Origin of the sequence: Gordonia sp. CPCC 205515, from assembly GCF_048537925.1 — a bacterium.
Classification (GTDB): Bacteria; Actinomycetota; Actinomycetes; order Mycobacteriales; family Mycobacteriaceae; genus Gordonia.
The window spans coordinates 111,818-134,122 of the sequence record NZ_JBCLVJ010000019.1 but is presented as its reverse complement, the minus strand read 5'-3'; the positions used below and the strand labels follow the sequence as shown (position 1 = coordinate 134,122).

Genomic DNA, 22,305 nt, shown 5'->3' with positions numbered 1-22,305 from the left:
CGTACCGGGATTCTGGGTTCAACCCTAAAGCCCGGCACCGACGTCTCGCGACGATCAAGGAACCCTGTGGATAATTACTTCCGCAGGACCTTGGTGCGCAGCACCGACTCGTTCAGCTTCAGCTGACGATCGAGCTCGCTGACCGTCTTGGGCTCGGCGTTGATGTCGATGACGGCATAAATGCCTTCGCTGTGCTTGGCAATCTCGTAAGCGAGACGGCGCTTGCCCCAGATGTCGACGTTGTCCACCTTTCCGCCTTCGCTGCGAACAACGTTGAGGAAGGTATCCAGTGAGGGTGCGACGGTGCGCTCGTCCAGATTCGGATCGAGAATGACCATCAATTCGTAGTGACGCATAAGACCACATCACCTCCTATGGGCTAGGTCGGCCACGGACTGTCCGCGGCAGGAGGGTCGCCTGCGTCGGCAACCGCTCCACCATACACGTCGCACCCCTGACCAGCGAAATCGCCGACGAGCGTTGACAGCGCCCCAGATTTCGTCGACAGCGCCCTGGTTTTCGATGACAGCGCCCTGCCCCCACCGACACCCACCGCCGACCTCAGCCCGATCGACGCGACCGCCCTCGGATCGAGGTCGCATGCGACTTCATCTCGGAACTGCGACGTCAGCTGAGTACGCAACACCAAGTTGAGGCCGCATGCGACCTCGACGTGGGCGGGCCGGGGACTCGCAGCCGCCGTCAACGTTCCCGTAGGCGCTGTCAACGCGATGGCGGGCGCTGTCGACGTGATCGCGGGCGCTGTCGACGAGACGCGGGTCACGCGGATTCGGGAGTTGGGCTCCCGACCACCTACCCTGAAGCGCATGTCCGACGCTCGACCTGCATCTCCGACGCGGGCATCACGTTTCTCGACTGCGCTGGCCGGTCGCGGCAACATGGCCCTGATCCTGCTGGTCTCCCTGCTCACCACGACGGTGGCGATGGTCTGGAGTTACAGCGCGAAGATCGCGTGTGGTGGGGCGCCATTCCTCGCCGAGGGGCGCAGTGCGCACTGGCCGGTGGGGGACCCGAACGCGGTGATCCCCTGCTACTCGGACCTGATGTATCTGTGGCTCGGCCGCGACATCAACAACCACGTCTTCCCGTACATCCACGGCGGCATCACGCCAGACGGCAAGTTGTTCGGCGGCGTCGTCGAATACCCGGTGCTGTCGGGCATGTTCATGTGGCTCGGAGCGATCGGCGCGCACACCGACACCGAGTTCTTCCAGCATTCGGTGTGGCTGCTCGCCCCGTTCGGGTTCGCCATCACCATCATGCTGGCGCTGATGACCCGCTGGTACGTGCTGTGGTGGGCGGCGACCCCGCCGCTGGTGCTCTACGCATTCCACAACTGGGAACTGCCGGTGGTGGCGACCGCGGTCGGCGCGGTCGCGGTCATGGCGTGGGGGTCGACGATCAGCCCGCGCACCGGAGACCGTCGACTCTCCGTGCGGACCGCGGCGATACTGGCCGCGATCCTGCTGGGCATCGGGTTCTGCCTCAAGCTCTACCCGGGTTTCTTCGTGCTGCCGCTGGCGGCCTACGTGCTGACCTACGACACCGATCGAGGACGTCGCGCGCTCGACTGGGTCGGCGCGATCTGGGTGGCCGCGGCCGCCGCACTCACCGTCATCGCTGTCCAGTTGCCCTTCATGCTGCTCGGGTTCGAGGGGTGGAAGGCGGCACTGTCGTTCCAGGGCAAACGCAAGTCCGACGTCGACACCAACTCCATCTGGTACTGGGGACTGCGGCATCTGACCGGCGGACAGAACGACACCTACAACTCGCTGGTCGGTGTGCTCTCGCCGATGCTCATCATGTGCGCGTTCGCGATCTCGATCTATCTCGGGTGGCGCACCTATCAGCGTGTGGGCACCTTCCCGTGGATCGGGGTGTCGGCGTCGATGTTGGCCGGCTTCATGGTCTTTCACAAGGTGCATTCACCGCAGTACACGCTGTGGATACTGCCGTTCTTCGTGTTGCTGAAGGTGCCGTGGCCGGTGATCGTCGGGTACCTCGCGGCCGACGTCGCCTTGGACATCACCATCTTCCGGCTCTTCGGCATCCTCACCACGAACTCACCGATGCAGTGGTGGGTGATCACCGGTGTCAACATCGGCGTGTGGGTGCATGCGGTGTTGCTGTTCTACGGCATCCTCGGCTTCGTCCGGGCGCCGCTGCGCGAACCGCTGGCGACGTACCTGCGACGACCCCGCTCCCCCGAGACCGACCGCGAGCTCGCCCTCTCCTGACTCCGATCAGGGCTCCTCGGTGTGATCGGGATGCCCGTGGGTGCGACGGCGTTCCTTCATCCGCGCCTCGTGCAGATGACGCACCCCGCCCATCAGATCGTCACGCGCTGTGGCCTCGGCGTCGCGGAACGCGGTCCAGTACGTGTCGTCGAACTCCTCGACCACCTGAAACGTCCACCGTCCGTTGAGGACGTTGCGTCCGAGGAGCTCGGTATCGAGCCGATCCGCCAGTTCCGTATGACCGTCGGCCCGGAGCGCGTCGACGGCCTCACCCAGCACCCCATCGGCGTGCCCGATGAGCTGATGGAAGCTGTACAGATGGCCGCGGGCCCGCTCGACGTATTCGAGCGCCTCCGACAGCTTGCCGACCGCGTCGGCGGTCGCGTCGGACACGTGCTCGGCTCGATCTGGCATGTCTCCATCAGTACTCGATGCGACGGGCGGCCGGACATGGATCGGGCCGATCGCCGCGCCCGCGCTATCGTCGCCTCAACACAACGACAGGAGTCGCCATGACGGAGTGGTTGGGCACCGGCCCACTCGTGCTGGGCCAGGTCACGCTCAGATCATTGAGCCTCGACGACGTCGACGCGCTCGCCGGGGTGATCGGCGACCCGGAGCGATTTCGGTGGTCGCCCGGCATTCCGATCGACGCAGCGTCCAGTCGTGCGTATATCACTGCGGCGCTTACCGATCCGACCAGCCGCCAGGCCTTCGGCGTGGTCGACAACGACACGGGCCGGCTCGTCGGGTCGACGAGTTACTACGAGATCGACCCCGCCAATCTCGCTGTGGCGATCGGCTACACCTTCTACGCCGAGTCCGCGCAGGGCACCACGATCAATCCCACATCGAAATACTTGTTGCTGCAGCACGCTTTTGAGGACTGCGGCGCGGTGCGAGTGGTGTGGCACACCCACGAGAGCAATGCGCAGTCGCGTGCGGCGATCGAGAAACTCGGCGCGACATTCGAGGGGTTGCTGCGCAAGCACCGCCGGTTCGGCGACGGCTGGCGCACCACCGCGCAGTACGCCATGACCGACGACGACTGGCCCGCCGCGAGAGCCGTTCTGCTCGAACGGCTCTCGCGCTAGTCGATCAAAATCCGTCGGCGACGACGACTCGGGTGCGCCCGGTGACCGCGCCGCCGAGGATCTTCTTCATGTCCTTGGGTAGTTCGCTGACCGAGACGTCGGTGGTGACCTCGGCCAGATGCGGTGGCCGCAAATCGGATTCGAGTCGAGACCAGAGGGCACGACGACGATCGATGGGCAGCATCACCGAGTCGATGCCGGCCAGCGTGGCACCCCGCAGGATGAACGGGTGCACTGTGGTCGGCAGGTCGGCGCTGCCGGCCAACCCGGACGCGGCAACCACGCCACCGTAGTTCAGGGTGCTCAGGGCGTAGGCGAGGGTGGTGCCGCCCACGCAGTCGACGACCGCGGCCCACCGCGACTTGCCGAGCGCACGCACCTTCTCCCCTTCCTCCGGGAGTCGACCGATCACCTCGGTGGCGCCCAGGGTTCGGAGGAGGTCGGCGGCGTCGGCCTTGCCGGTGGAGGCGATGACCTCGAAACCGGCTGCGGCCAGCAGATCGACGCTGACGCTGCCCACTCCACCGGTCGCACCGGTGACCAGCACCGGGCCGTCGCTGGGGGTGATGCCGTGATTGGTGAGGGCTTCGAGGCTCATCGCGGCAGTGAAGCCGGCGGTGCCGATCGCGGCGGCGTCCGCGGTGGACAGGTTGTTGAGTTTGACGACCATCTCCGCGGCGAACCGGGCGATCTCGGCATACCCGCCGTGGCGGCCGGTGCCGATGTCGTAGCCGTGCGCGACGACGGTATCGCCGACCGCGAACTCCGACGACGAACTGGCGCGGACGGCGCCGGCGACGTCAATGCCGGGAATCAACGGATACGACCGTGCCACACCGGCTTTCGGGGTGATTGCGAGCGCGTCCTTGAAGTTCAGGCCGGAGTACTCGACGGTGATCTCGACGTCGCCGTCGGGCAGGAAGCCCTCGTCGACGGTCTCGGCCACGAGATCGATGTTGCCGTCACTGTCCTGGTGCGCCACGAGGGCGTGGAGTTCGGTCATGGGATTGACCCTACTCACGTGGGTGGTGCACTCTGCCGGCTGAGGAGCGACGAGCGAGCCTGCGAGCCCGACGCGTCACGAAGCGCCTGGTGAGGAGGCCCTTCGTGGCTCGGCTAGCGCCTCGCACCTCAGGGAGCGGGGGTCGCTCAGGGAGCGGGGGGTGGGGATCGCCTCAGGGAGCAGGGCTGGCGTCGGGCGCGGGCGGTGCCGGTTTCGACCAGCGTCGGGCTCGCTTATCTCGCTCGTCGCGCTCAACCAGCGGTAAGCGCGGACCGGCGGAGAGCGAGGCGGTCGGGAGCTCCGTCGAGGACGCCGCCGGCGGGGTCGTCGAGGAGTTCGTCCGGCGGGGAGCCGGGAGCCCGGCGGATCGGGTCGTCCTCGGGGTGCCAGATCTCCCACAGCACAACGGCGCACAGCGCGAGCACCATGACCAGGCGCAGCACGATGGCGGCGGTGAACCATTGTTCGGGGAGCCACCGGCGGTCGGCGTCGAGGTAGAGGCCCATGCGCGGAATCCACACCAGGGCGTCGACGACCATCCACGCGAACAGCAGTCGCGTGTGCGGGATGGCGAGCACCGCCAGGGGGACCAGCCACAGCGAGTACTGCGGACTCCACACCTTGTTCACCATCAGGAAGCCGGCGACCATCAGAAAGGCCAACTGCGCCAAGCGCGGTCGTTGTGGTGCGATCAGCGCGACCGCCGCCACGCCGATGACGACGAGGATCAACAACCCCAGCGACAGCGCGTTGAGCAGGTCGGTGTGCCAGGTGAAGCCGGCGGCGTCGGAGATGACGCGGTAGAGGGTGTCACGTTCGGCGGGCCGATCGTTGTTGTACCGGAAGAACTCCCACCATCCGTTGCGGTACAGCAGGAAGATGGGCAGATTCACCAGTAGCCACACCACCAGGGCGCTGACCGCGGCCTCGACGAACTCGCGAACCTTGCCGGCCCGCAGACACAACACCAGCAACACCACCAGCAGAAGCGCCGGGTAGAGCTTGGCGGCCGTACCCAGGCCGATGAAAACACCCGCGAGCCACGGGTTTCGACGCGCCCAGCAGAGAATCGCCAACGCCACCATCGCCATCGCGATGGCGTCGAAGTTGGTGAAGATGTGGACGACGACGAGCGGCGACAGTGCCGCCATCCACGCCGCCCAGACACGGGTGCGGGCAGTGAGTGCGGTCGCCCAGATCGTCACCAGCCAGAACAACGCGAGGCCCAAGGCGACCAGGTTGAAGAACAGTACGACGTCGAGCGCCGCCGGCACACCCCACTTCTCGTGGGCCGAATCCCATTGCTGCGCAAGCCAGGCCACGCCGTACATGTAGAGACCGGTGATCACCGGATACTCCATGTACCGCTTGACCTGTTGCCCGTCGGGTCCCTTCTCGTACCAGTAGGTGCGGTACGGGAAGGCGCCCTCGTCGAGCTTCTCCGCGCTGTACAGGCCGATGACGTCGGAGTAGCAGAGGTTGGTGTATTGCCGCTGGTTGTCCCAGTTCAGACGCAGCGTACTACTCGCGCCGGAACCCGATTCCGCCTGCTGCAGGCAGCCGGACTTGCCGAACCAGCCCATTGCCAAGGCGCACAAGGCAAGGAGAAACAGCACCCGGATCGGTGTCCAGGCCCGGCTGCGGCCGATCGCGGCGTGCCGACCCACCGGCCCACCGACCACCGAGGACGCGGCCGCGACGATCTCGTCGCTGCGACTCGGCAGCACGCGCTGCGTGTCGACACGCTGGTCCTGCGCGAGGACACCCGCGGATTCCCAATCCCTATCGGCGATCGGGACGTTGCGTCCCGTCGAGATGTCCTCGGACAAGGCCGGTTCAGCCGGCGGGAACCGGGATGGTCACGCCGGGCGCGATCGTGATGCCGCCCCCGCCGGTGTCACCGCCGCCCGTGTCGCCACCGGTGTCACCGCCGTCGTAGCCGCCGGCGCCGTTGTCGTAGCCGCCGGTACCGTCGCCACCGTTGGTGCCGCCGTTGCCGGCACCGCCACCATTGCGGGTGCGGGGGCTCTGCGGGTAATTGTCGTAGCCGTTACCCGACCGGGTGCCCGGCGATGAGTTGTCGTAGGTGGTGGCCGGTGCCTCATACGGCACACCTGCCTGTCCGCCAACCGATTCCGGCTCGGGGAACTGCTCGACGGACTTGCCGTCAAGGGCGTCGTCCATCGCGCTCTTCCAGATCTGTGCGGGCAGCCCGCTGCCGTAGATCATCGAGCCGCTGTAGTTGGTGAGCGCGGTGCCCTTGTCGGTGCCGACCCAGACGGCGGTGGACAGCTGCGGCGTGTAGCCGACCATCCACGCGTCCTTGTTCTGGCCGGTCTTGCCGAGCTGTGCGGTACCGGTCTTGGCCGCCGACGGCCGCGAACCCAGCGACGGATCCGACAGCGAATTGCCGTTGGAGTAGCCGGCGATCGGCTCGAGCGCGGCGGTCACGTTGTCGGCGACCTTGGCGTCGAAGACGCGCGTGCCCTTGTTCTGCTCGTGCTGGTAGAGCACCTGACCGTCGGAGGTCTCGACCTTCTCGATCAGGTACGGCTCGCGGTAGACACCCGACGCCGCCAAGGTGGCGTAGGCCGAGGCCATGTCGAGGACGCGCGACGGGTACTGCCCGAGGACGACACCGCCGTCGATGCTGCCGTTCTTGTTCACCAGAGTCTGCTGGACGTCGCCGAAGCTCTGCGCGACACCGGCGCGGTGGGCGGCGTCGGCGACGGCCTTGGCCTGCCCGTTGAGGTCCATCATCAGCCGGTAGTAGACGGTGTTGAGCGACATCTTCATCGCGGTCGCGAGGTTGCACGACCCGCAGCTCTCGCCGTCGGAGTTCTCGATGGTGACGTTGCCGGGCGCGTCGTAGGGCGCCGAGCTGTAGACCTTGGAGAGCGGGATGTCCTGCTCGAGGGCCGCGACCAGCGCGAACACCTTGAACGACGATCCGGTCTGCAGTCCCGCCTGCGCGTAGTCCCAGCCGTTGGCGTCGTTGCCACCGAAGTAGCCCTTGACCCCGCCGGTCTGCGGGTCGATCGACACGACGCCGGTGCGCAGATCGTCGGGCTCACCGTCGAGCTTGTTCTTCGCCGCGTCGACGACCGCCTTCTGGGTCTGCGGGTCGATGGTGGTGGTGATCTTGAGGCCCTCGGTCTGCACCTGCTGCTCGGAGATGTTCAGCTTGCCGAGCTCGGCGAGGACCTGACGCTTGATCAGGCCGTTGGGTCCGGGGGTATCCGTCGAGGCCGGCTTGTAGGCGGGCACGTTCGGGTACTTCATCGAGGCACGCTCGGTGGGCGTCAACGCGCCGGTGCTGACCATGCCGTCGAGCACATAGTTCCAGCGGGCCTGGGACGCTTCGAGATTGATCTCGGGGTCGTAGTAGGACGGGGAACGGATCGCGGACGCGAGAACGGCGGCCTCGGCGGTGTCGATCTTGCCGATGTCCTTGTGGAAGTAGGCCTGTGCCGCCGCGGCGACACCGTAGGCACCACGACCGAAGTAGATGGTGTTGAGGTAGGCGGCCATGATGTCGTCCTTGGACCACTCGTTCGACATCTTGGTGGCGATCGCGAGTTCCTTGAACTTGCGCTCGTAGCTGTGCTCGTCGCCGACTAGGGCGTTCTTGACGTACTGCTGGGTGATGGTCGAACCGCCGCCGGCCTCGCCGCCGTTGCCGGTGACCTGACCGATGGCTGCCCGCGAGAGACCGCGGACAGAGAAGCCGGAGTTGCTACGGAACTCGCGGTCCTCGGCGGCGATCACCGCGTCCTGCACCGACTTGGGGATATCGGTGATCTTGACGTCGGTACGGTTGCCCTCCGGCGGGATGACCTTGGCGATGGTCTTGCCGTTGGCGTTGAGGATCGTCGCGACCTGGTTCTGCTTGATGTCGCCTGGTCCGGGGACCGAGGCGCTCACGTAGGTGAACATGAAGGCGACGATCCCGATCAGTGCGACGATCGGAATGATGGCGCCGATGATGCCCAGCCCCCAGGCGGTCCGCTTCTGCCGGGTACGTGCCTTGTCGGCAGGCCCGTTGGTTGCTCGTCGTCCGTTCGAGCCGGACGATGTTCCGCGCGTGCTGCTCATCGCCCCGCCCTCTCATCTCTGGTCACAGTCATGTCTCCGTCGTCTTCGTGCACACCACTGTGACCCACAGACACCCGGCCAGGCAAAAACCAACAGGATATACGTGGGTCACGAAGCAGCTATTTGGCCACCCGTCGGGTACGCGACGACCGAGGCGGCAAACCTGCAACGTACGACTGCACGAGATGGTTCCAGCTACAGGTGCGGCACACCTCGACGACGTGCACCGAGAACTCTTCGGCACTGGTGGCCAGCCGGGCGATCTCCTCGTTGGTACGGGCCGAACCCGACACCTGACCGAGCTTGTCCCCGAACACCCACGACACCAACGTGACCTGCTCTTTTCGGCAGATTGGGCACAGGGTGGAGGACTGACGTCCGTGGAATTTGGCCGCTCGCAGCAGATACGGACTCGCGTCGCAGACGTCGGCTACCGCGGTCCGTCCGGAATGAACTTCGGACAGCCGCGACCGACGCTGCAGGGCGTAGTCGACGATCTGGCGTTGCACGTCTCTCAGCGTACGTGGTCGGTCCAGCGGCTGTCGGTGTGACGAACATCCCGATTATTTGTGTCGGGGGTCCTTCGAGGCTCGTCGCTATCGCTCCTCGCACCTCAGGAAGCGGGAGGGTGTCGCACCCCTACCCCACCCTTTCGTGGACGAAGTTATATCGGTGCGATACATTGGTGAATGCATCAGCACGAGATGTTGCTGCGTCAGGTCAACACGAGGGTCCGGGGAGGAGGCAAGCACCGATGCTCGAACTCGCGATTCTCGGATTGCTGCTCGAATCCCCCATGCATGGCTATGAGCTGCGGAAACGGCTCACCGGCCTACTCGGGGCGTTTCGCGCGTTCTCCTACGGCTCGCTCTACCCGACCCTGCGGCGGATGCAGGCCGACGGCATCATCGACGAGGCGACCGCACCCGCGGCCACCGGAGTCAAGGTGCGCCGGGCGCGGCGGGTCTACCAATTGACGGACACCGGACGTGAGCGGTTCAGCGAACTGGTCGCCGACACCGGACCGCAGAACTACACCGACGACGGCTTCGGTGTGCACCTGGCGTTCTTCAGCCGGACACCGGCAGTCGCGAGGATGCGCATCCTGGAGGGTCGTCGTCGCCAGGTCGAGGAACGGCGCGAGGGATTGCGCGAGTTGCTCGGCCGATCGAACCGGGCCGTCGACCGTTACACCCGGCAGCTCCACGAACTCAGCCTCGAATCGAGCGAACGCGAGGTGCGGTGGCTGAACGAACTGATCGCGGCAGAGGCGTCGGGCGACACCGATGACGACCCCGCCGACAAAGACTTCCGCGTCGCGGGCTCAGCGATGAGCCGTGGCGGGGGGCAAGAAGAAACCGACGAAGAGAAAACCCCGGTGGCGCAGCGGACTGCGGTGCCCCGAGTAGAAGGAGAACCCGACCATGGGTGAGCACAATAAGGTGCGCGTGGCCATTGTGGGCGTAGGAAACTGCGCTTCATCCTTGGTCCAAGGCGTGCAGTACTACAAGGACGCCGACGAGACCACCACGGTCCCCGGCCTCATGCACGTCAAGTTCGGCCAGTACCACGTGCGCGACGTGGAGTTCGTCGCCGCATTCGACGTCGACGCCAAGAAGGTCGGCTTCGACCTGTCCGACGCGATCTTCGCGAGCGAGAACAACACCATCAAGATCGCCGACGTCCCGCCGACCGGCATCACCGTCCAGCGCGGCCACACCCTCGACGGCCTCGGCAAGTACTACCGCGAGACCATCACCGAGGCCGACGGCGACGGGGTCGACGTCGTGCAGATCCTCAAGGACAACAAGGTCGACGTCCTCGTCTCCTACCTGCCGGTGGGCTCGGACCAGGCCGACAAGTTCTACGCGCAGTGCGCCATCGACGCGAAGGTCGCCTTCGTCAACGCGCTGCCGGTGTTCATCGCCTCCGACCCGGAGTGGGCGCAGAAGTTCGTCGACGCCGGTGTCCCGATCGTCGGCGACGACATCAAGAGCCAGGTCGGCGCCACCATCACCCACCGCGTGATGGCGAAGCTGTTCGAGGATCGCGGCGTCACCCTCGACCGCACCTACCAGCTCAATGTCGGCGGCAACATGGACTTCAAGAACATGCTCGAGCGCGAGCGCCTGGAGTCCAAGAAGGTGTCCAAGACCCAGGCCGTCACCTCGAACCTCACCGGTTCGCTGGCCGGCAAGGTCGCCGACAAGAACGTCCACATCGGACCGTCGGATCACGTCGAGTGGCTCGACGACCGCAAGTGGGCCTACGTCCGCCTCGAAGGCCGTGCCTTCGGTGACGTGCCGCTGAACCTGGAGTACAAGCTCGAGGTCTGGGACTCCCCCAACTCGGCCGGCATCATCATCGACGCCGTGCGCGCCGCCAAGATCGCCAAGGACCGCGGCCTCGGTGGCCCGATCCTCCCGGCGTCGGCCTACCTGATGAAGAGCCCGCCGGTGCAGGTCGCCGACGACCTCGCACGCCAGCAGCTCGAGGCGTTCATCATCGAGGCCTGATCCTCCATCGATTCGCCGAACGCGGGTCGTTCATGCCGAAGCGGGTGACCGCTGGGGTGTGAACGGCCCGCGTTCGCGTCTCATCGCGGGGCCATCTCCCTACTCGCAGGCAACGCCATCGCCGTCCCGGTCCAACTTCGACCGATAGCCGGGCTGGCCTCGATACAGCGGGGCGGCCCCGGCCGCTCGAGCCGCGGTGCAGTTTGCGTAATAGGCGCTTTCCCCACCGTCGTCGTGCGTGGGTGCGGGTACGGGCGCCACGTAGGCCGGCCGTCGGGTCGTCGGCGAGGGCAGCACATCCCGGGTGGTCGGCGGCGACTCCACCGCAGTGGTTGTCGTCGGCGGTGTGGCACCGCAACCGGTCAGGACCCGGGTCATCGCGTCCTTCTCCGCCTGGGTCACCCACAGGCGGTAGAGCGCCTTCACATCGATCTGCCGCGATACGTAGGTGCAGCGGTAGGCCTTGTTCGGCGGCAACCAGGTTGCCGCGTCGCCCGCGCCCTTCTGCGCGTTGGTCGGGCCGTCGACCGCCTGCAGATTGCGCGGATCGTTGGCGAGGTCGGTGCGCTCTTCGGCGCTGAGTTGCTGGGCGCCCTTCTGCCACGCGTCCGACAGCGCCACGAGGTGATCGATCTGCACCGCCTCGCTGGTGGTCATCCCTCGCGTGAAGTCGATCGTCTTCCCCGTGTACTCGTCGTGCAGCGTCCCCGACAGGACAGTGCAGTCTCGGGTGCCCGGCTTATAGGTGATCGCGGTCAGGTCGCGACGCAAGATGTCATTGCGGGTGTCGCAGCCATTGTGACCGCCGGCGACAGTGACATCGTCGGACCAGGCCTGCCCGAATTGTGCTCGCGCGTATCCCGTTTTCGGCGCCCGACCCTTGACCGGCAGGGTGCCCAGCTTTGCGAGTGCTGCATCCGACGACGCCGCGTTCCGTGTCGTTGCAGCTGCGGGCGATGTGGTCGCCGTCGATGTGCTTGTCGACGGTGTCGATTCGACCGTGGTCGATGGGGCTGTCGCTGCCGACGCAGCGGTCGAGTCGACGTCATCATTCTCTTCCGACGGGTGGGTCACGCCGATCGCCCAGAAGCCAACGAGAACGGCTGTCACAGCACCGACGATCCACCACACCTTGCGGGACTTCTTCCTTTGCGGGATAACCGGATTCGTCATCACACCGTCCCGACCGTCAGCACTGCACCCACAGCCCACATCTCCTCTGACAACACTCTCCACCGCACACTTCGATCGAGTCGGATCATGTCATCGACGTGGTCGGGCGCCAAGTCTGCAGCTCACCGATATCGGAGCGTTCACGATCTCTGCCTGACATACAGTGGGTTCCGTCAGATAGTTCCGAGCAAACCGGGTACGGAAACAGAGAGGTTCTCGTAATGGGCGTTAGCCTGACCAAGGGTGGAAATGTCTCGCTGACCAAGGAGGCACCAGGCCTGACCGCGGTGTCGGTCGGTCTGGGGTGGGATATTCGCACGACGACCGGCACCGACTTCGACCTCGACGCCAGTGCGATCGCGCTGGGCGCCGACAAGCGCGTCCTGTCCGACGCGCACTTCGTCTTCTTCAACAACCTGCGCTCGCCGGACGGCTCGATCGAGCACACCGGCGACAACCTCACCGGCGAGGGCGAAGGCGACGACGAGGCGATCAACGTAGACCTCGCCGCCGTCCCGCCGAACATCGACACCATTGTCTTCCCGGTCTCGATCTACGACGCCGACGCACGCAGCCAGTCCTTCGGACAGGTGCGCAACGCGTTCATCCGGGTCGTCAACCGCGCCAACGGAGCCGAGATCGCCCGCTACGACCTGTCCGAGGACGCCTCCACCGAGACCGCCATGGTGTTCGGGGAACTGTATCGGCACGGCGCCGAGTGGAAGTTCCGGGCCGTCGGACAGGGCTACGCCTCCGGACTCGCAGGCATCGCTCGCGATTTCGGCGTGAACGTCTGATCGACTCCGCACCACCGATACGACGATGGGTTGCACTCCACGGAGTGCAACCCATCGTTGTGTCCGGACCGGCTACTTGCGGCCGGCCTTCCAGTTCAGGCCCCAGCGGTAGTACTCATCGACCTTGGACTGCGAACCCCGGATGTAGTTGACCTCGCGGTTGACCACGAGTTCGCCGCCCCGGTTCTCCAGCAGGGCGATGGCACAGGAGATGGCGCCCTGATCGGACTCGTCGAGTCGGACCTCGATCTGCGGACCGTTGGCCGGGAACAGGGTGACGACGCCGTTCGCGGCCGCCCAGTTCGGTACACCCTCGTAGATGTAGGCGAAGATCAGCACGCGACGGATTCGGTGGGTCTGCGAGAGGTCGATGTACATGTTCTCGCCGCCGGCCGCCGCACCGGAGCGGTCGTCGCCGTCGAGGTAGATGATCGGTTGACCCTCGTAGGGCGCCTGGAACGAATTGCCCAGTGCCTGCACGATTCCCTTGCTGCCGTCGCTGAACTCCCAGAGACAGGCCAGATCGAGGTCGACTGCTGCCGACTTCTTGAAGAAGCCGCCCTTGGAACCGGCGGCCCAGTTGAGATTGACCCGCATCTGTCCGGTGGTGGAACCCTGCTTGGTCAGCGACACACTCGGTGCAGCCTTCGTCAGCGTCACCTTGGTCATCGACACGGGCGGCTGCTGTTGGTAGGGCTGGGCGGGCGGTTGCTGTGGGTAGGGCTGCTGCTGATAGGGCTGGGCCGGTGGTTGCTGGTAAGGCTGGGCCGGCGGTGCTGGAGGCGTCGGTTGCGCTTTTGGACGCTTGGTGTAGTCGATTCCCATGGTTGAACTTCCTTCACATATCGAGTGCTGACGGGGTTACGGATGCCTCAGGTCTTGGCCGAGTCGACCACCACCCTTGCCTGTGGCCCGAAAGATATTGCGGTATGCAGTATTCCGCGATCATCACGACGACAACTCGCGACCGCGACGTGGCATGCACCGGCAGGCAGCACAAAACCGCCGTCGATCTCATACCGGGAGTTGGTGATCTTCACTGCCCGGGCCTGCGGATCGGCGGGATCGGCTGGTGGTCTGTCGCTCCGCATGACCACCATCGCCTCGGTGACGCCGGTCGGCCAGTCGAAGCGCAGTCGCCCGTCGACGACGCCGCGCACAGCGATGTCGGGAATCCCTGTCGCGCTGGTTGATTCAGGAGTTTGCCGCCCCGGGGGCGGTGTCCCATCCGAGCGGGCCAACGCCGACTGGACTCCGCCCAGAATGGCGACGACACCATAGACCACCGGCGCCGCGGTCGCCCCGCCATCCTCGAGTTCGGTTGCCGCGGTGCGGCCCACGGTCTGTCCCGATCCCGCCTGCGGTGATTGCGCGGCAGGCAACCGCAGCACCCGGTAGGTCACACCCGGGGTGGCCGATGCCTGCCAGGTGATCTGGCGGGTCCCATCACCGAGCACCACGACCCGCACATCGGCGGCCGGTTCCACGCGGAGCCGGGCCGAGATACTCGTCAGCTCTGGGTGATCCACGCAGTCATGAGCGGCGGCAGCGAGGGCGGCCTCCCCCACCTCACCCGAATTGAACTGGGCAACAACGGCATCCGCGACCCTCACGGCATTCCGGGAGACCGCGAGTGCGGCAGTCAGGCGCGGCCCGGCCGGGTCGATCGTGTCGATGTCGGACGCATCGCGTGCCAGATCCTCCAACGCGGCGAGCGCGGCAACGTGGCGAGCCTGGGCCGCATCCTCGAGTGCACGCCGCCAACGTCGTTCTCCGTCGGCCAGCACTGACTCGATTTCGCCTGCCAGCGAACGGATCTGGCGGAGAGCGTCGTCGTCGTCGCCGGCCAGATCGGTGGCCTGACCGCACACCGTGCGCGCCGCGACGGGCCTGCCCTCGCGCAGCAGGGCGCGCGCCGTACGCAGCGGTGCCTGCCACTCTCGTGTGCGGCGCCTTGGCTCGGATGTGCCCGCATCCGCAGCGATCTCATCGACCAGGGCGCGCGCACCGACCGGTCCGAGGCCGCGGGTCATCGCGGCCTCCACCAGGAAGTCGCGATCGTCGGGCAATAGTTCGTCTTCGACGAGGAGCGCGGCTCGCAGCCGTGGCTCCAGATACGACCGGAGCTCGGTGGTCACCGCCCCGACGTAGGCACGTGACAGTGCCACATCGCCGAGCAGGATCTCATTGGCATGCACCAGCAGCTCGTCGAGCACCGCTCGCAGCCGGCCCGCGGGCAGTTCGCGCGCCCGCTCGCTCAATTGTCCTGTGCGTGTGCTGATCTCGGTCAGGTTGGTGGCGTCGTCGAGTGTCAGGCGCAGCAACGACAGCAGGGTCGGCGTGGTCTCGCCATCCTGCAGCCGGTCGAATTCACCGAGCAGGCCGGTGATCTGGGCGAGCCGAGCCGAACTGAGTTCCGGTGTCGGAGTGGGATCGGGGACGGCATCGCCGTCGTCGCGCAGAATGCGATATCGCCGGAGACGAGCGGCGACCTCGGCGGATGTCAGTCCACCCATCGCTCCGATGTCGTCGAGCCCCGCCCGTTTGGCGGCCGGGATACCCCCGTAGCGCTTCATCAGGCGTTCGACCGCACCGTCGAGCAGTTCGTACCTTGCGGCATCGCGTTGGTCCCGCGTGGACGCTACCGTCCGCGCGAGAGCCGCCCGTCGGTTCGCGAAACGCAGTGATTCACTTCGCTGTTCGTGCTCGGCGACGAGCTGACCCACCAACACGCGGTACTTGGGATGGTCGCGGTGCTTCTGCCAGAACGCCCACACCTCGTCGAGTCGGCGGGAAACGTCTGCGTCGCTGAGAGTCTCGGCGTCGGCGAGCGGTATGTCGTAGAGCTCGAAGGAATCGGACTCGGCCGCACCTCCGCGACGATCGACCACGGCGAGAACCCGCTTGCGGTAGTCGTTGGCGTCGAAGGGGTCCACGGGTCAGGTCACCGGTCCCGGCGCCGCGATCGCTGCACCTGCTCGAGTTCGCGGCTGACCTCTGATTGTGACAGTGTCGCACCGGTTTTGGCACTCAGGGTGAGGGGGATGTCGGCATTGAGGTGGTGGGCGGTCACGTGCAGCACCCCGTCGAATCCCATCTCAAAGGTCACCCGCACCTCGCTGCCGGCGTCGTAGCCCGGCGGTATGTCGGTGATGGCGCCCTCGATCAGGACCTTGGCATCCTCGGGTCGCGGGGTGGCCTCGTGCCCGGTCTGCTCCAGGACGGTCAGATTGATCCGCTCCTGATCGGCACGCATGGTCCCGAAGGAACGGCGCACCCGGATCGGCAGCGTCTGGTTTCGATGCACCAACCACGTGGCCTCGACCGAATCCGACCGCCCCACCGCCAGCACCCCGAATCCGCGCGACACCACGGTGTCCACGGAGATCTCCAGCATCCGGCGCACACCGGCGACGGGTAGCCCGAAGGCGTCGGCGACGCGCCGACAGGATTCCTGCACATCGGCGGGATCCGTGGACCGGCCGCGGGTGCGCAGATCGTCGGCCACCAGACGTTCGATCTCGAGCTTCTCGCCGTAGATGGCGGCGCCCCGCGCGACCGCCAGGTCGGGGTCGGCGAGCTCGGGGGTGATCTGCAGGGCGTCGCCGATCGCACGGATCACCATCGGCATCCTCGACGATCCGCCGACCAGCAGCACACGATCGACTCGCTCGACCCCGCGGGCGCGGGCGGCCGCCAGACAGGAGCGGGTGAGATCGATGGTGCGTTGCAGAAGCCCTCCGGTGAGATCCTCCAGCTGGGTGCGGGTCAGCGTGATGATCGAGCGCGCTCCGTCGTGGGAGACCACGACCGATGTCGATTCCGCTTCGGTCAGTTCATGTTTCGCGCGTTCGGCGGCGATCAACAATCCCTGCGATCCGACTGAGTCGTCGAGTGGATCCTCGGCGTCGGGGTTCTCCGAACAGAACACCCGGGACAGGTGCAGGGCGATCCGCTCGTCCCAATCGGCCCCGCCGAGTTGATGGTCACCGTCGACCGCCAGCACCGAGATGCGACGATCGGCGAGTTCGATGACGGTGGCGTCGAACGTGCCGCCACCGAGATCGAAGACCAGCACGGTCTCATCCGGTGTGGAGTCGCCCAGGCCGTCGGTGAGGCGGCTGAACCCGTACGACAGAGCGGCCGCGATCGGTTCCGACAACACACCGGCGACGTCGATGCCCGTGTAGGTGCCCGCCTGGATCGTGGCCCGACGTTCCTCGTCGCCGAAGTAGGCGGGCACGGTGATCACCGCTCGTTGGACCTGCTCACCGGCGAAGGCCGCGTCGGAGACCAGCGACTTCAGGATGAGCGCAGAGATGGCCGGCGCCGACCAGGTCTGACCATGTGCGACGAACCGCCATTCCGGATCGCCGATGCGTCGCTTGACCAGCGCACACACGTTGTCGGGATCGAGGCGGGCCTGGCGCCGGGCACCTTCGCCCACCACATGGTCGGTCGCCGATGTCAGGAGCACCACCGAGGGTGTGGTCGGTGCACCGCTGAGCCCGGTGATGACCTCGGGCCGGCCGGTCGGGCCGATCATGGCGATGCCGGAATTGGTCGTGCCCAAATCGATTCCGTAGACACCCACGACCCGGATGCTATCAGCGGCTGACCACCTCCGACCGTGGGTAGGCTCGTCGAATGACCGAATCGGTGGCTGACCCAACCGGAACCGAGCAAGCAGCTGCCGACGAAACATCCGACGCCGCGGACCTGCAGGAACACCTCGATCGTCTCGCCGAGCAAGTGCAAGACCTCACCCGCGTGGTGGCGCGCCAGGCCAAGGCACTCGACATCCTCGTCGCGTCGGACAGCGCCCGATCGGGACAGCGCACCGACACCGCACTCCTGGTCGATCTGTTCGCGTTGTTCACCGACGCCGACACCTGCGCGCGGTCGGCGGCCTCCGACCGGGAGACCACCGCCTTCACCGCGCTGCGGGACGGTTTGGAGCGGCTCATCGCCGGCCGCGACGGCGCGGTGATCGTCCCCCGGGCCGGCGACGAGTTCGACGTCTCGGTGATGGAAGCAGGCGACACGCGACCCGCAGTCGGAAACCAGGAAATCGCTGGCACGGTGGTCGAGGTGATCCGGCCCGGACTCGTCGTCGCGGGACGATCGGTGCGGCCCGCGTTGGTGACTGTCTTCACCTAGGCCGTCTGCTGTACGCAGGCGGTTGGCGCAAGCGTCATCGCCTCTCCGTGCGTCGGCTCTTTGAGCGACGACGCACGGAGAGACAGTGCGTCCTCGCCTACAGTGGGTGTCGCAGACAACCCGTACAAATCGGACGGGCAATGGGGAAACTAGAGAGGTCTCGGAATGGGCGTAAGCCTGAGCAAGGGTGGAAATGTCTCGCTGACCAAGGAGGCACCGGGTCTGACCGCAGTATCGGTCGGTCTGGGCTGGGATCTCCGGACGACGACCGGCACCGACTTCGACCTCGATGCCAGCGCGATCGCGCTCGGCACCGACAAGAAGGTCGTGTCTGACGCACACTTCATCTTCTTCAACAACCTGCGCTCGCCGGACGGCTCGATCGAGCACGCCGGCGACAATCTGACCGGTGAGGGCGAGGGAGACGACGAGGTCATCAAGGTCGACCTCGCCGGGGTCCCGCCGAACATCGACTCGATCATCTTCCCGGTTTCCATCTACGACGCCGACGCCCGCAGCCAGTCCTTCGGGCAGGTCCGCAACGCGTTCATCCGGGTCGTCAATCAGGCCGGCGGCGCCGAGATCGCCCGCTACGACCTGAGCGAGGACGCGGCCACCGAGACAGCAATGGTCTTCGGCGAGCTGTACCGCAACGGTGCCGAGTGGAAGTTCCGCGCGGTGGGCCAGGGCTACGCCTCGGGCCTGACCGGTATCGCCCGCGATTTCGGCGTCAACGTCTGATTCACGCCTCGGCAACGCAGCCGCATGCGGCATCCGTCCCGCGGGTGCCGCATGCGGCTCGGTGTGTCCCTGTCTCTACGACAGTCGGCCACCTTCATGAAAGGTTTCCTCTGCCTTGGTAATTCGTATCTTTGGCATCTCCATCGTGGTGACGATCCTGTCGGTCATCGTCGCGTTCTTGTACGGCGGGTGGCAGGCCGTCTTCCTCACCGTCATCCTCGGCATCCTCGAGGTCTCGCTGTCCTTCGACAACGCGGTCATCAACGCGACCGTCCTCCGTCGGATGAGTGACTTCTGGCAGAAGATCTTCCTCACCATCGGCATCCTCATCGCCGTCTTCGGCATGCGACTGGTGTTCCCGCTGGTGATCGTGTGGCTGGCATCGGGTCTCGGCCCTGCCGAAGCATTGCACCTCGCGCTCAACCCGCCACCCGATGGCGCAGCGTACTTCGCCAACGGTGATCCGAGCTACGAGACCATCATCACCGACGCCCATCCGCAGATCGCGGCATTCGGCGGCATGTTCCTCCTCATGCTGTTCCTCGGCTTCGTCCTCGAGGAAAAAGAGATCACCTGGCTCAGCTGGATCGAACGCCCACTCGAGCGCATCGGCAAGCTCGAGATGCTCGAAGTCGTCATCGCGACCGGTCTGCTGGTCCTCACTGCGACCTTCATCGCACCCGAAGACGAGCGGTCGACGGTGATGATCGCCGGTGCCCTGGGCATGATCACCTACATCGTGGTCAACGGCCTCGGTGAACTGTTCAACGTCGACACCGAGATCGACGACGACGGCGCCGAGGACCCCACGGATGAAGGTCGCGCACGCTCCGGCGGCCCGACCGAACTGGCCAAGGCGACCGGCAAGGCCGGCTTCTTCTTGTTCCTCTACCTCGAGGTGCTCGACGCGTCGTTCTCGTTCGATGGTGTGATCGGCGCGTTCGCCATCACCGCCGACCCGATCATCATCGCGCTGGGCCTGGGCTTCATCGGCGCCATGTTCGTCCGCTCGCTGACCGTCTATCTGGTTCGCAAGGGCACCCTCTCGGAGTACGTCTACCTCGAGCACGGTGCGCACTGGGCGATCGGCGCTCTCGCGTTCATCCTGCTGTACTCGATCGGCACGCACGTCAACGAGATCGTCACCGGCCTGGTCGGTGTGGTCCTCATCGGGGCCGCGTTCATCTCGAGCATCGTCCGGCGCAAGCGTCTGGCCGGCTCCGAAACCGACACGGTGCCCACAGCTTCGGCATGACCTGGACCACCGCACGCAAATAAGCACGCGCACAAGCGGTCTGCTACCGATCCGTCGGTAGCAGACCGCTTCTGTCTGTGGTGGTGGTCCCCGGCCCGGGGTGCGCTACTGGTGCTGGCCGAGTTGGGCAGAGATCTGCTGATTGATCTGCTGGAGCCCGGGCACCGAGATTCCCGGCAGCTGGCCCTGGATGCTGCGGATGATCGACGAGTCGTTACGGACCTTCTCGCTCGACTGGATGAGAACCGTTCCGGCGCCGACGAAATCGAACTGGCGCTCCTCACCCGAGTTGATCCCGAAGCGTCGTCCGGCTGCCGCCATGAAGCTCGTCACATAGGCCTCGTCGAAGTGGTGACTCGGGGACGGGCAGTCCGCCCACCCGACGAGCGCTTCGGGATCCACCCGCACCGGCGGTTCGACGAACATGACCGGCCCACTCGAGGACGCCAAGAACTTCCCGGTGCCGATCAGCGTGAGGAAGCCGGGCACGATCGACTGGTTGAGCGTCAGGTTCGGCTGGAACGCAAGCAGATTCGACGCCCGGATGGTGAGGTTTCCGTCGTCGAGGTCGTAGGCGTTGATGTCATAGCCACGGTCACCGAGGATGAGTTTTCCGTGCCCCTCGGCGACCACGAAATCACCGAGAAACAGTGGCGCAGAGAACTGTTGGGCAACCATCTGCAGCGTCTGTCCGTGCAGACCGTGTTGCAGGGAGGTGAAGTTGATCTGCCCGTAGTAGGCGATCATCGCTCCCTTGGACAGGAACCACGGGGCGGTGAGGTCGATCGAGAAGCTGTAATTGTTGCCGGGGACGTTGTCGTCGGCCGGCAGCGTGGCGGGATTCCAGACGGTGTTGAGCTCGCTCACAACTTCTCCTCCGATGCCTGCACGAACACCACGCCGTGGCCGGTGCACTCCAATTGCATTGACTCGCCACCGGTTCGGCCGGCATTGCGCCAACTCATCGTCGACTTCAGAGTCGTGTTGATCTGGCCCGTCGCACCGACGTATGCCTGTGGGTCGACGACGACCGGCTTGTCCGGCGTCACCGGCAGGTCGAAGATCCCGCCGTGCCCCAGCATCACCGCCGTGCCGGCACCGGACAGCTGGGTGGTGTACATCCCCTGACCGGTGATCGCGCCGGCGGCCGCCGACCGCAGCGAGCCGAACAGGCCGCCACCGCCACCACCTCCGCCGCCGCCCTGGGAGGCCACCGACACCACCGAGACCTGAAGTTGGGACGTGTAGGCCAGCAGTCGCGACGCTTCGATCCGCAGCAGCCCACCCGATGCGCCGACGTCGACGATCTTGACCTCGATGCCGCGGAAGCCGTAGTGCACCTTGCCATTACCCTGCGCGATCATCGTCGACTCGTGTTCGCCGGACATGAGCCGGCCCGCCATCCCCCCGATGCCGCCGGCACCGAAGCCGCCGGGCGCGCCGGCGACCTGATGCGGCTGGAACAGCACGTGACCGGTGTAGTAGAGCATCGCACCCTTGCGCGCGATCACCGGGCCGGTCTGGCCGATGTCGACGGCGACGACCTTGCTGTTGACCTGTGTGAACATGCTCCGGTCCCCTATCGTTCGGCCGGCTGAATCGAGACCACTCCGGATCCCTCCCAGCGCAATGAGAATGCCTCACCGGCGTCGTGCCCGATGGCCGTGCGCCACGAGACATCGGTGACGAACGACTGGTTGAGATTGCCGCGCGCACAGACGAATGCGTCGGGGTCGACCACGAGCGGATACTGCGGCGAGACCTCAAGATGGATCAGCGGTCCGCCGCGCGAGAGCAACGCGATCTGGCCGTGTCCGCTCACCGTGGTGGTGAACAGTCCCTGCCCACCGGTCGCACCTCGCAAGCCCGCGAAGGTCACGTTGGTGTTCAGGTTGCCGTTGAGGACCATCAATTGCTCGGATTCGACCTGCAGGGTTTCGCCCGCGAGTTCGATGATCGTCGTCTCCGCGGCATCGTGAGCGAAGTACACGACGCCATGCCCGGCGCATTCCATCAACGACAGCGACTCACCGGTCGCGCGTTGCTTGATACCGGCGACGAGGCCCGCGCCGCCGCCGAAGCCGGCCGACTTGAAGTTGATCTGCCCCTCGTAGGCGACCATCGAACCGCTCATCGCCCGCACCGCGGTGTTGTTGAGTCTCGCCTCGATGACCCGCTTGGAGCGCTGGACCAGCTGCACCCGACCTCCCGTG

At 66.0% G+C, this 22,305-nt stretch carries 21 protein-coding genes; 8 read left to right on the top strand and 13 right to left on the bottom strand.

Annotation, left to right across the window (positions count from 1 at the left end; translation table 11 throughout):
• Positions 1-74: 74 nt before the first annotated feature.
• Positions 75-356, bottom strand: coding sequence for a 30S ribosomal protein S6 (gene rpsF, locus AAFP30_RS25345; protein WP_419232809.1), 282 nt, complete (start codon positions 354-356; stop codon positions 75-77).
• Positions 357-827: 471 nt separating this feature from the next.
• Here rpsF and AAFP30_RS25340 point away from each other — a divergent pair, with 471 nt between their 5' ends.
• Positions 828-2,258: a hypothetical protein gene (locus AAFP30_RS25340; protein WP_419232808.1), complete on the top strand. Its 1,431-nt coding sequence runs from the start codon at positions 828-830 to the stop codon at positions 2,256-2,258.
• A 6-nt stretch (positions 2,259-2,264) separates the two neighbouring features.
• Here AAFP30_RS25340 and AAFP30_RS25335 read toward each other — a convergent pair whose 3' ends face one another.
• On the bottom strand, positions 2,265-2,672 hold the full coding sequence (locus AAFP30_RS25335) for a hypothetical protein (RefSeq protein ID WP_419232807.1): 408 nt from the start codon (positions 2,670-2,672) through the stop codon (positions 2,265-2,267).
• Between the two features lie 98 nt (positions 2,673-2,770).
• Here AAFP30_RS25335 and AAFP30_RS25330 point away from each other — a divergent pair, with 98 nt between their 5' ends.
• Positions 2,771-3,352: a GNAT family N-acetyltransferase gene (locus tag AAFP30_RS25330; RefSeq protein ID WP_419232806.1), complete on the top strand. Its 582-nt coding sequence runs from the start codon at positions 2,771-2,773 to the stop codon at positions 3,350-3,352.
• A gap of 4 nt (positions 3,353-3,356) precedes the next feature.
• Here the strand turns inward: AAFP30_RS25330 and AAFP30_RS25325 are convergent, their stop codons facing one another.
• From AAFP30_RS25325 to AAFP30_RS25310, 4 genes are all read right to left on the bottom strand, one after another.
• A complete protein-coding gene (locus AAFP30_RS25325; RefSeq protein WP_419232805.1) occupies positions 3,357-4,355 on the bottom strand; it encodes an acryloyl-CoA reductase in 999 nt (332 codons plus the stop codon).
• A gap of 251 nt (positions 4,356-4,606) precedes the next feature.
• Positions 4,607-6,184 carry a glycosyltransferase family 87 protein gene (locus AAFP30_RS25320; RefSeq protein WP_419232804.1) on the bottom strand — a complete coding sequence of 526 codons (1,578 nt, stop codon included), beginning with the start codon at positions 6,182-6,184 and terminating at the stop codon, positions 4,607-4,609.
• Between the two features lie 7 nt (positions 6,185-6,191).
• Positions 6,192-8,450, bottom strand: coding sequence for a transglycosylase domain-containing protein (locus AAFP30_RS25315; protein ID WP_419232803.1), 2,259 nt, complete (start codon positions 8,448-8,450; stop codon positions 6,192-6,194).
• Between the two features lie 119 nt (positions 8,451-8,569).
• Positions 8,570-8,959, bottom strand: coding sequence for a DUF5318 family protein (locus AAFP30_RS25310; protein ID WP_419232802.1), 390 nt, complete (start codon positions 8,957-8,959; stop codon positions 8,570-8,572).
• A 245-nt stretch (positions 8,960-9,204) separates the two neighbouring features.
• Here AAFP30_RS25310 and AAFP30_RS25305 point away from each other — a divergent pair, with 245 nt between their 5' ends.
• Both AAFP30_RS25305 and AAFP30_RS25300 read left to right on the top strand, forming a co-directional pair.
• On the top strand, positions 9,205-9,882 hold the full coding sequence (locus AAFP30_RS25305) for a PadR family transcriptional regulator (RefSeq protein ID WP_419232801.1): 678 nt from the start codon (positions 9,205-9,207) through the stop codon (positions 9,880-9,882).
• On the top strand, positions 9,875-10,966 hold the full coding sequence (locus tag AAFP30_RS25300; protein ID WP_419232800.1) for an inositol-3-phosphate synthase: 1,092 nt from the start codon (positions 9,875-9,877) through the stop codon (positions 10,964-10,966). The genes AAFP30_RS25305 and AAFP30_RS25300 overlap by 8 nt, the downstream gene beginning before the upstream one ends.
• A 99-nt stretch (positions 10,967-11,065) precedes the next feature.
• Here the strand turns inward: AAFP30_RS25300 and AAFP30_RS25295 are convergent, their stop codons facing one another.
• Positions 11,066-12,139, bottom strand: coding sequence for a GmrSD restriction endonuclease domain-containing protein (locus tag AAFP30_RS25295; protein ID WP_419232799.1), 1,074 nt, complete (start codon positions 12,137-12,139; stop codon positions 11,066-11,068).
• A gap of 221 nt (positions 12,140-12,360) precedes the next feature.
• On the opposite strand from AAFP30_RS25295, the gene AAFP30_RS25290 reads away from it, so the two are divergent.
• A complete protein-coding gene (locus AAFP30_RS25290; RefSeq protein ID WP_419232798.1) occupies positions 12,361-12,936 on the top strand; it encodes a TerD family protein in 576 nt (191 codons plus the stop codon).
• A gap of 72 nt (positions 12,937-13,008) precedes the next feature.
• On the opposite strand, the gene AAFP30_RS25285 is transcribed toward AAFP30_RS25290, so the two are convergent.
• From AAFP30_RS25285 to AAFP30_RS25275, 3 genes are read right to left on the bottom strand one after another with little or no spacing between them, the layout of a single operon-like run.
• Positions 13,009-13,761, bottom strand: coding sequence for a TerD family protein (locus AAFP30_RS25285; RefSeq protein ID WP_419232797.1), 753 nt, complete (start codon positions 13,759-13,761; stop codon positions 13,009-13,011).
• A gap of 47 nt (positions 13,762-13,808) precedes the next feature.
• A complete protein-coding gene (locus AAFP30_RS25280) occupies positions 13,809-15,872 on the bottom strand; it encodes an Ig-like domain repeat protein (RefSeq protein WP_419232796.1) in 2,064 nt (687 codons plus the stop codon).
• An 8-nt stretch (positions 15,873-15,880) separates the two neighbouring features.
• Positions 15,881-17,530 carry an Hsp70 family protein gene (locus AAFP30_RS25275; RefSeq protein WP_419232795.1) on the bottom strand — a complete coding sequence of 550 codons (1,650 nt, stop codon included), beginning with the start codon at positions 17,528-17,530 and terminating at the stop codon, positions 15,881-15,883.
• Between the two features lie 53 nt (positions 17,531-17,583).
• On the opposite strand from AAFP30_RS25275, the gene grpE reads away from it, so the two are divergent.
• The 3 genes from grpE (at position 17,584) to AAFP30_RS25260 (ending at position 20,092) form a co-directional block, all read left to right on the top strand.
• On the top strand, positions 17,584-18,096 hold the full coding sequence (grpE, locus tag AAFP30_RS25270; RefSeq protein WP_419232794.1) for a nucleotide exchange factor GrpE: 513 nt from the start codon (positions 17,584-17,586) through the stop codon (positions 18,094-18,096).
• Between the two features lie 165 nt (positions 18,097-18,261).
• The gene (locus AAFP30_RS25265) at positions 18,262-18,837 is read left to right on the top strand and encodes a TerD family protein (RefSeq protein WP_419232793.1); all 576 of its coding nucleotides are present in this window, start codon (positions 18,262-18,264) and stop codon (positions 18,835-18,837) included.
• A 115-nt stretch (positions 18,838-18,952) separates the two neighbouring features.
• Positions 18,953-20,092, top strand: a complete 1,140-nt coding sequence (locus AAFP30_RS25260; protein WP_419232792.1) for a DUF475 domain-containing protein — start codon at positions 18,953-18,955, stop codon at positions 20,090-20,092.
• A 105-nt stretch (positions 20,093-20,197) separates the two neighbouring features.
• Here the strand turns inward: AAFP30_RS25260 and AAFP30_RS25255 are convergent, their stop codons facing one another.
• The 3 genes from AAFP30_RS25255 to AAFP30_RS25245 are packed head-to-tail and all read right to left on the bottom strand — an operon-like array spanning position 20,198 to position 22,292.
• Positions 20,198-20,959, bottom strand: coding sequence for an AIM24 family protein (locus AAFP30_RS25255; protein ID WP_419232791.1), 762 nt, complete (start codon positions 20,957-20,959; stop codon positions 20,198-20,200).
• A complete protein-coding gene (locus tag AAFP30_RS25250) occupies positions 20,956-21,660 on the bottom strand; it encodes an AIM24 family protein (RefSeq protein WP_419232790.1) in 705 nt (234 codons plus the stop codon). The genes AAFP30_RS25255 and AAFP30_RS25250 overlap by 4 nt, the downstream gene beginning before the upstream one ends.
• 11 nt (positions 21,661-21,671) lie before the next feature.
• Complete coding sequence (locus AAFP30_RS25245) at positions 21,672-22,292, bottom strand: AIM24 family protein (protein WP_419232789.1); 621 nt, start codon at positions 22,290-22,292, stop codon at positions 21,672-21,674.
• Between the last annotated feature and the right edge of the window lie 13 nt (positions 22,293-22,305).

Excerpts from the sequence above, each read along its gene's own strand:
- AAFP30_RS25290 (WP_419232798.1), top strand. The coding sequence starts at position 12,361 with ATGGGCGTTAGCCTGACCAAGGGTGGAAATGTCTCGCTGACCAAGGAG.
- AAFP30_RS25285 (WP_419232797.1), bottom strand. The coding sequence starts at position 13,761 with ATGGGAATCGACTACACCAAGCGTCCAAAAGCGCAACCGACGCCTCCA.
- AAFP30_RS25265 (WP_419232793.1), top strand. The coding sequence starts at position 18,262 with ATGGGCGTAAGCCTGAGCAAGGGTGGAAATGTCTCGCTGACCAAGGAG.
- AAFP30_RS25325 (WP_419232805.1), bottom strand. The coding sequence starts at position 4,355 with ATGACCGAACTCCACGCCCTCGTGGCGCACCAGGACAGTGACGGCAAC.
- AAFP30_RS25295 (WP_419232799.1), bottom strand. The coding sequence starts at position 12,139 with ATGACGAATCCGGTTATCCCGCAAAGGAAGAAGTCCCGCAAGGTGTGG.
- AAFP30_RS25340 (WP_419232808.1), top strand. The coding sequence starts at position 828 with ATGTCCGACGCTCGACCTGCATCTCCGACGCGGGCATCACGTTTCTCG.
- rpsF (WP_419232809.1), bottom strand. The coding sequence starts at position 356 with ATGCGTCACTACGAATTGATGGTCATTCTCGATCCGAATCTGGACGAG.
- AAFP30_RS25330 (WP_419232806.1), top strand. The coding sequence starts at position 2,771 with ATGACGGAGTGGTTGGGCACCGGCCCACTCGTGCTGGGCCAGGTCACG.
- AAFP30_RS25335 (WP_419232807.1), bottom strand. The coding sequence starts at position 2,672 with ATGCCAGATCGAGCCGAGCACGTGTCCGACGCGACCGCCGACGCGGTC.
- AAFP30_RS25300 (WP_419232800.1), top strand. The coding sequence starts at position 9,875 with ATGGGTGAGCACAATAAGGTGCGCGTGGCCATTGTGGGCGTAGGAAAC.
- AAFP30_RS25315 (WP_419232803.1), bottom strand. The coding sequence starts at position 8,450 with ATGAGCAGCACGCGCGGAACATCGTCCGGCTCGAACGGACGACGAGCA.
- grpE (WP_419232794.1), top strand. The coding sequence starts at position 17,584 with ATGACCGAATCGGTGGCTGACCCAACCGGAACCGAGCAAGCAGCTGCC.
- AAFP30_RS25250 (WP_419232790.1), bottom strand. The coding sequence starts at position 21,660 with ATGTTCACACAGGTCAACAGCAAGGTCGTCGCCGTCGACATCGGCCAG.
- AAFP30_RS25305 (WP_419232801.1), top strand. The coding sequence starts at position 9,205 with ATGCTCGAACTCGCGATTCTCGGATTGCTGCTCGAATCCCCCATGCAT.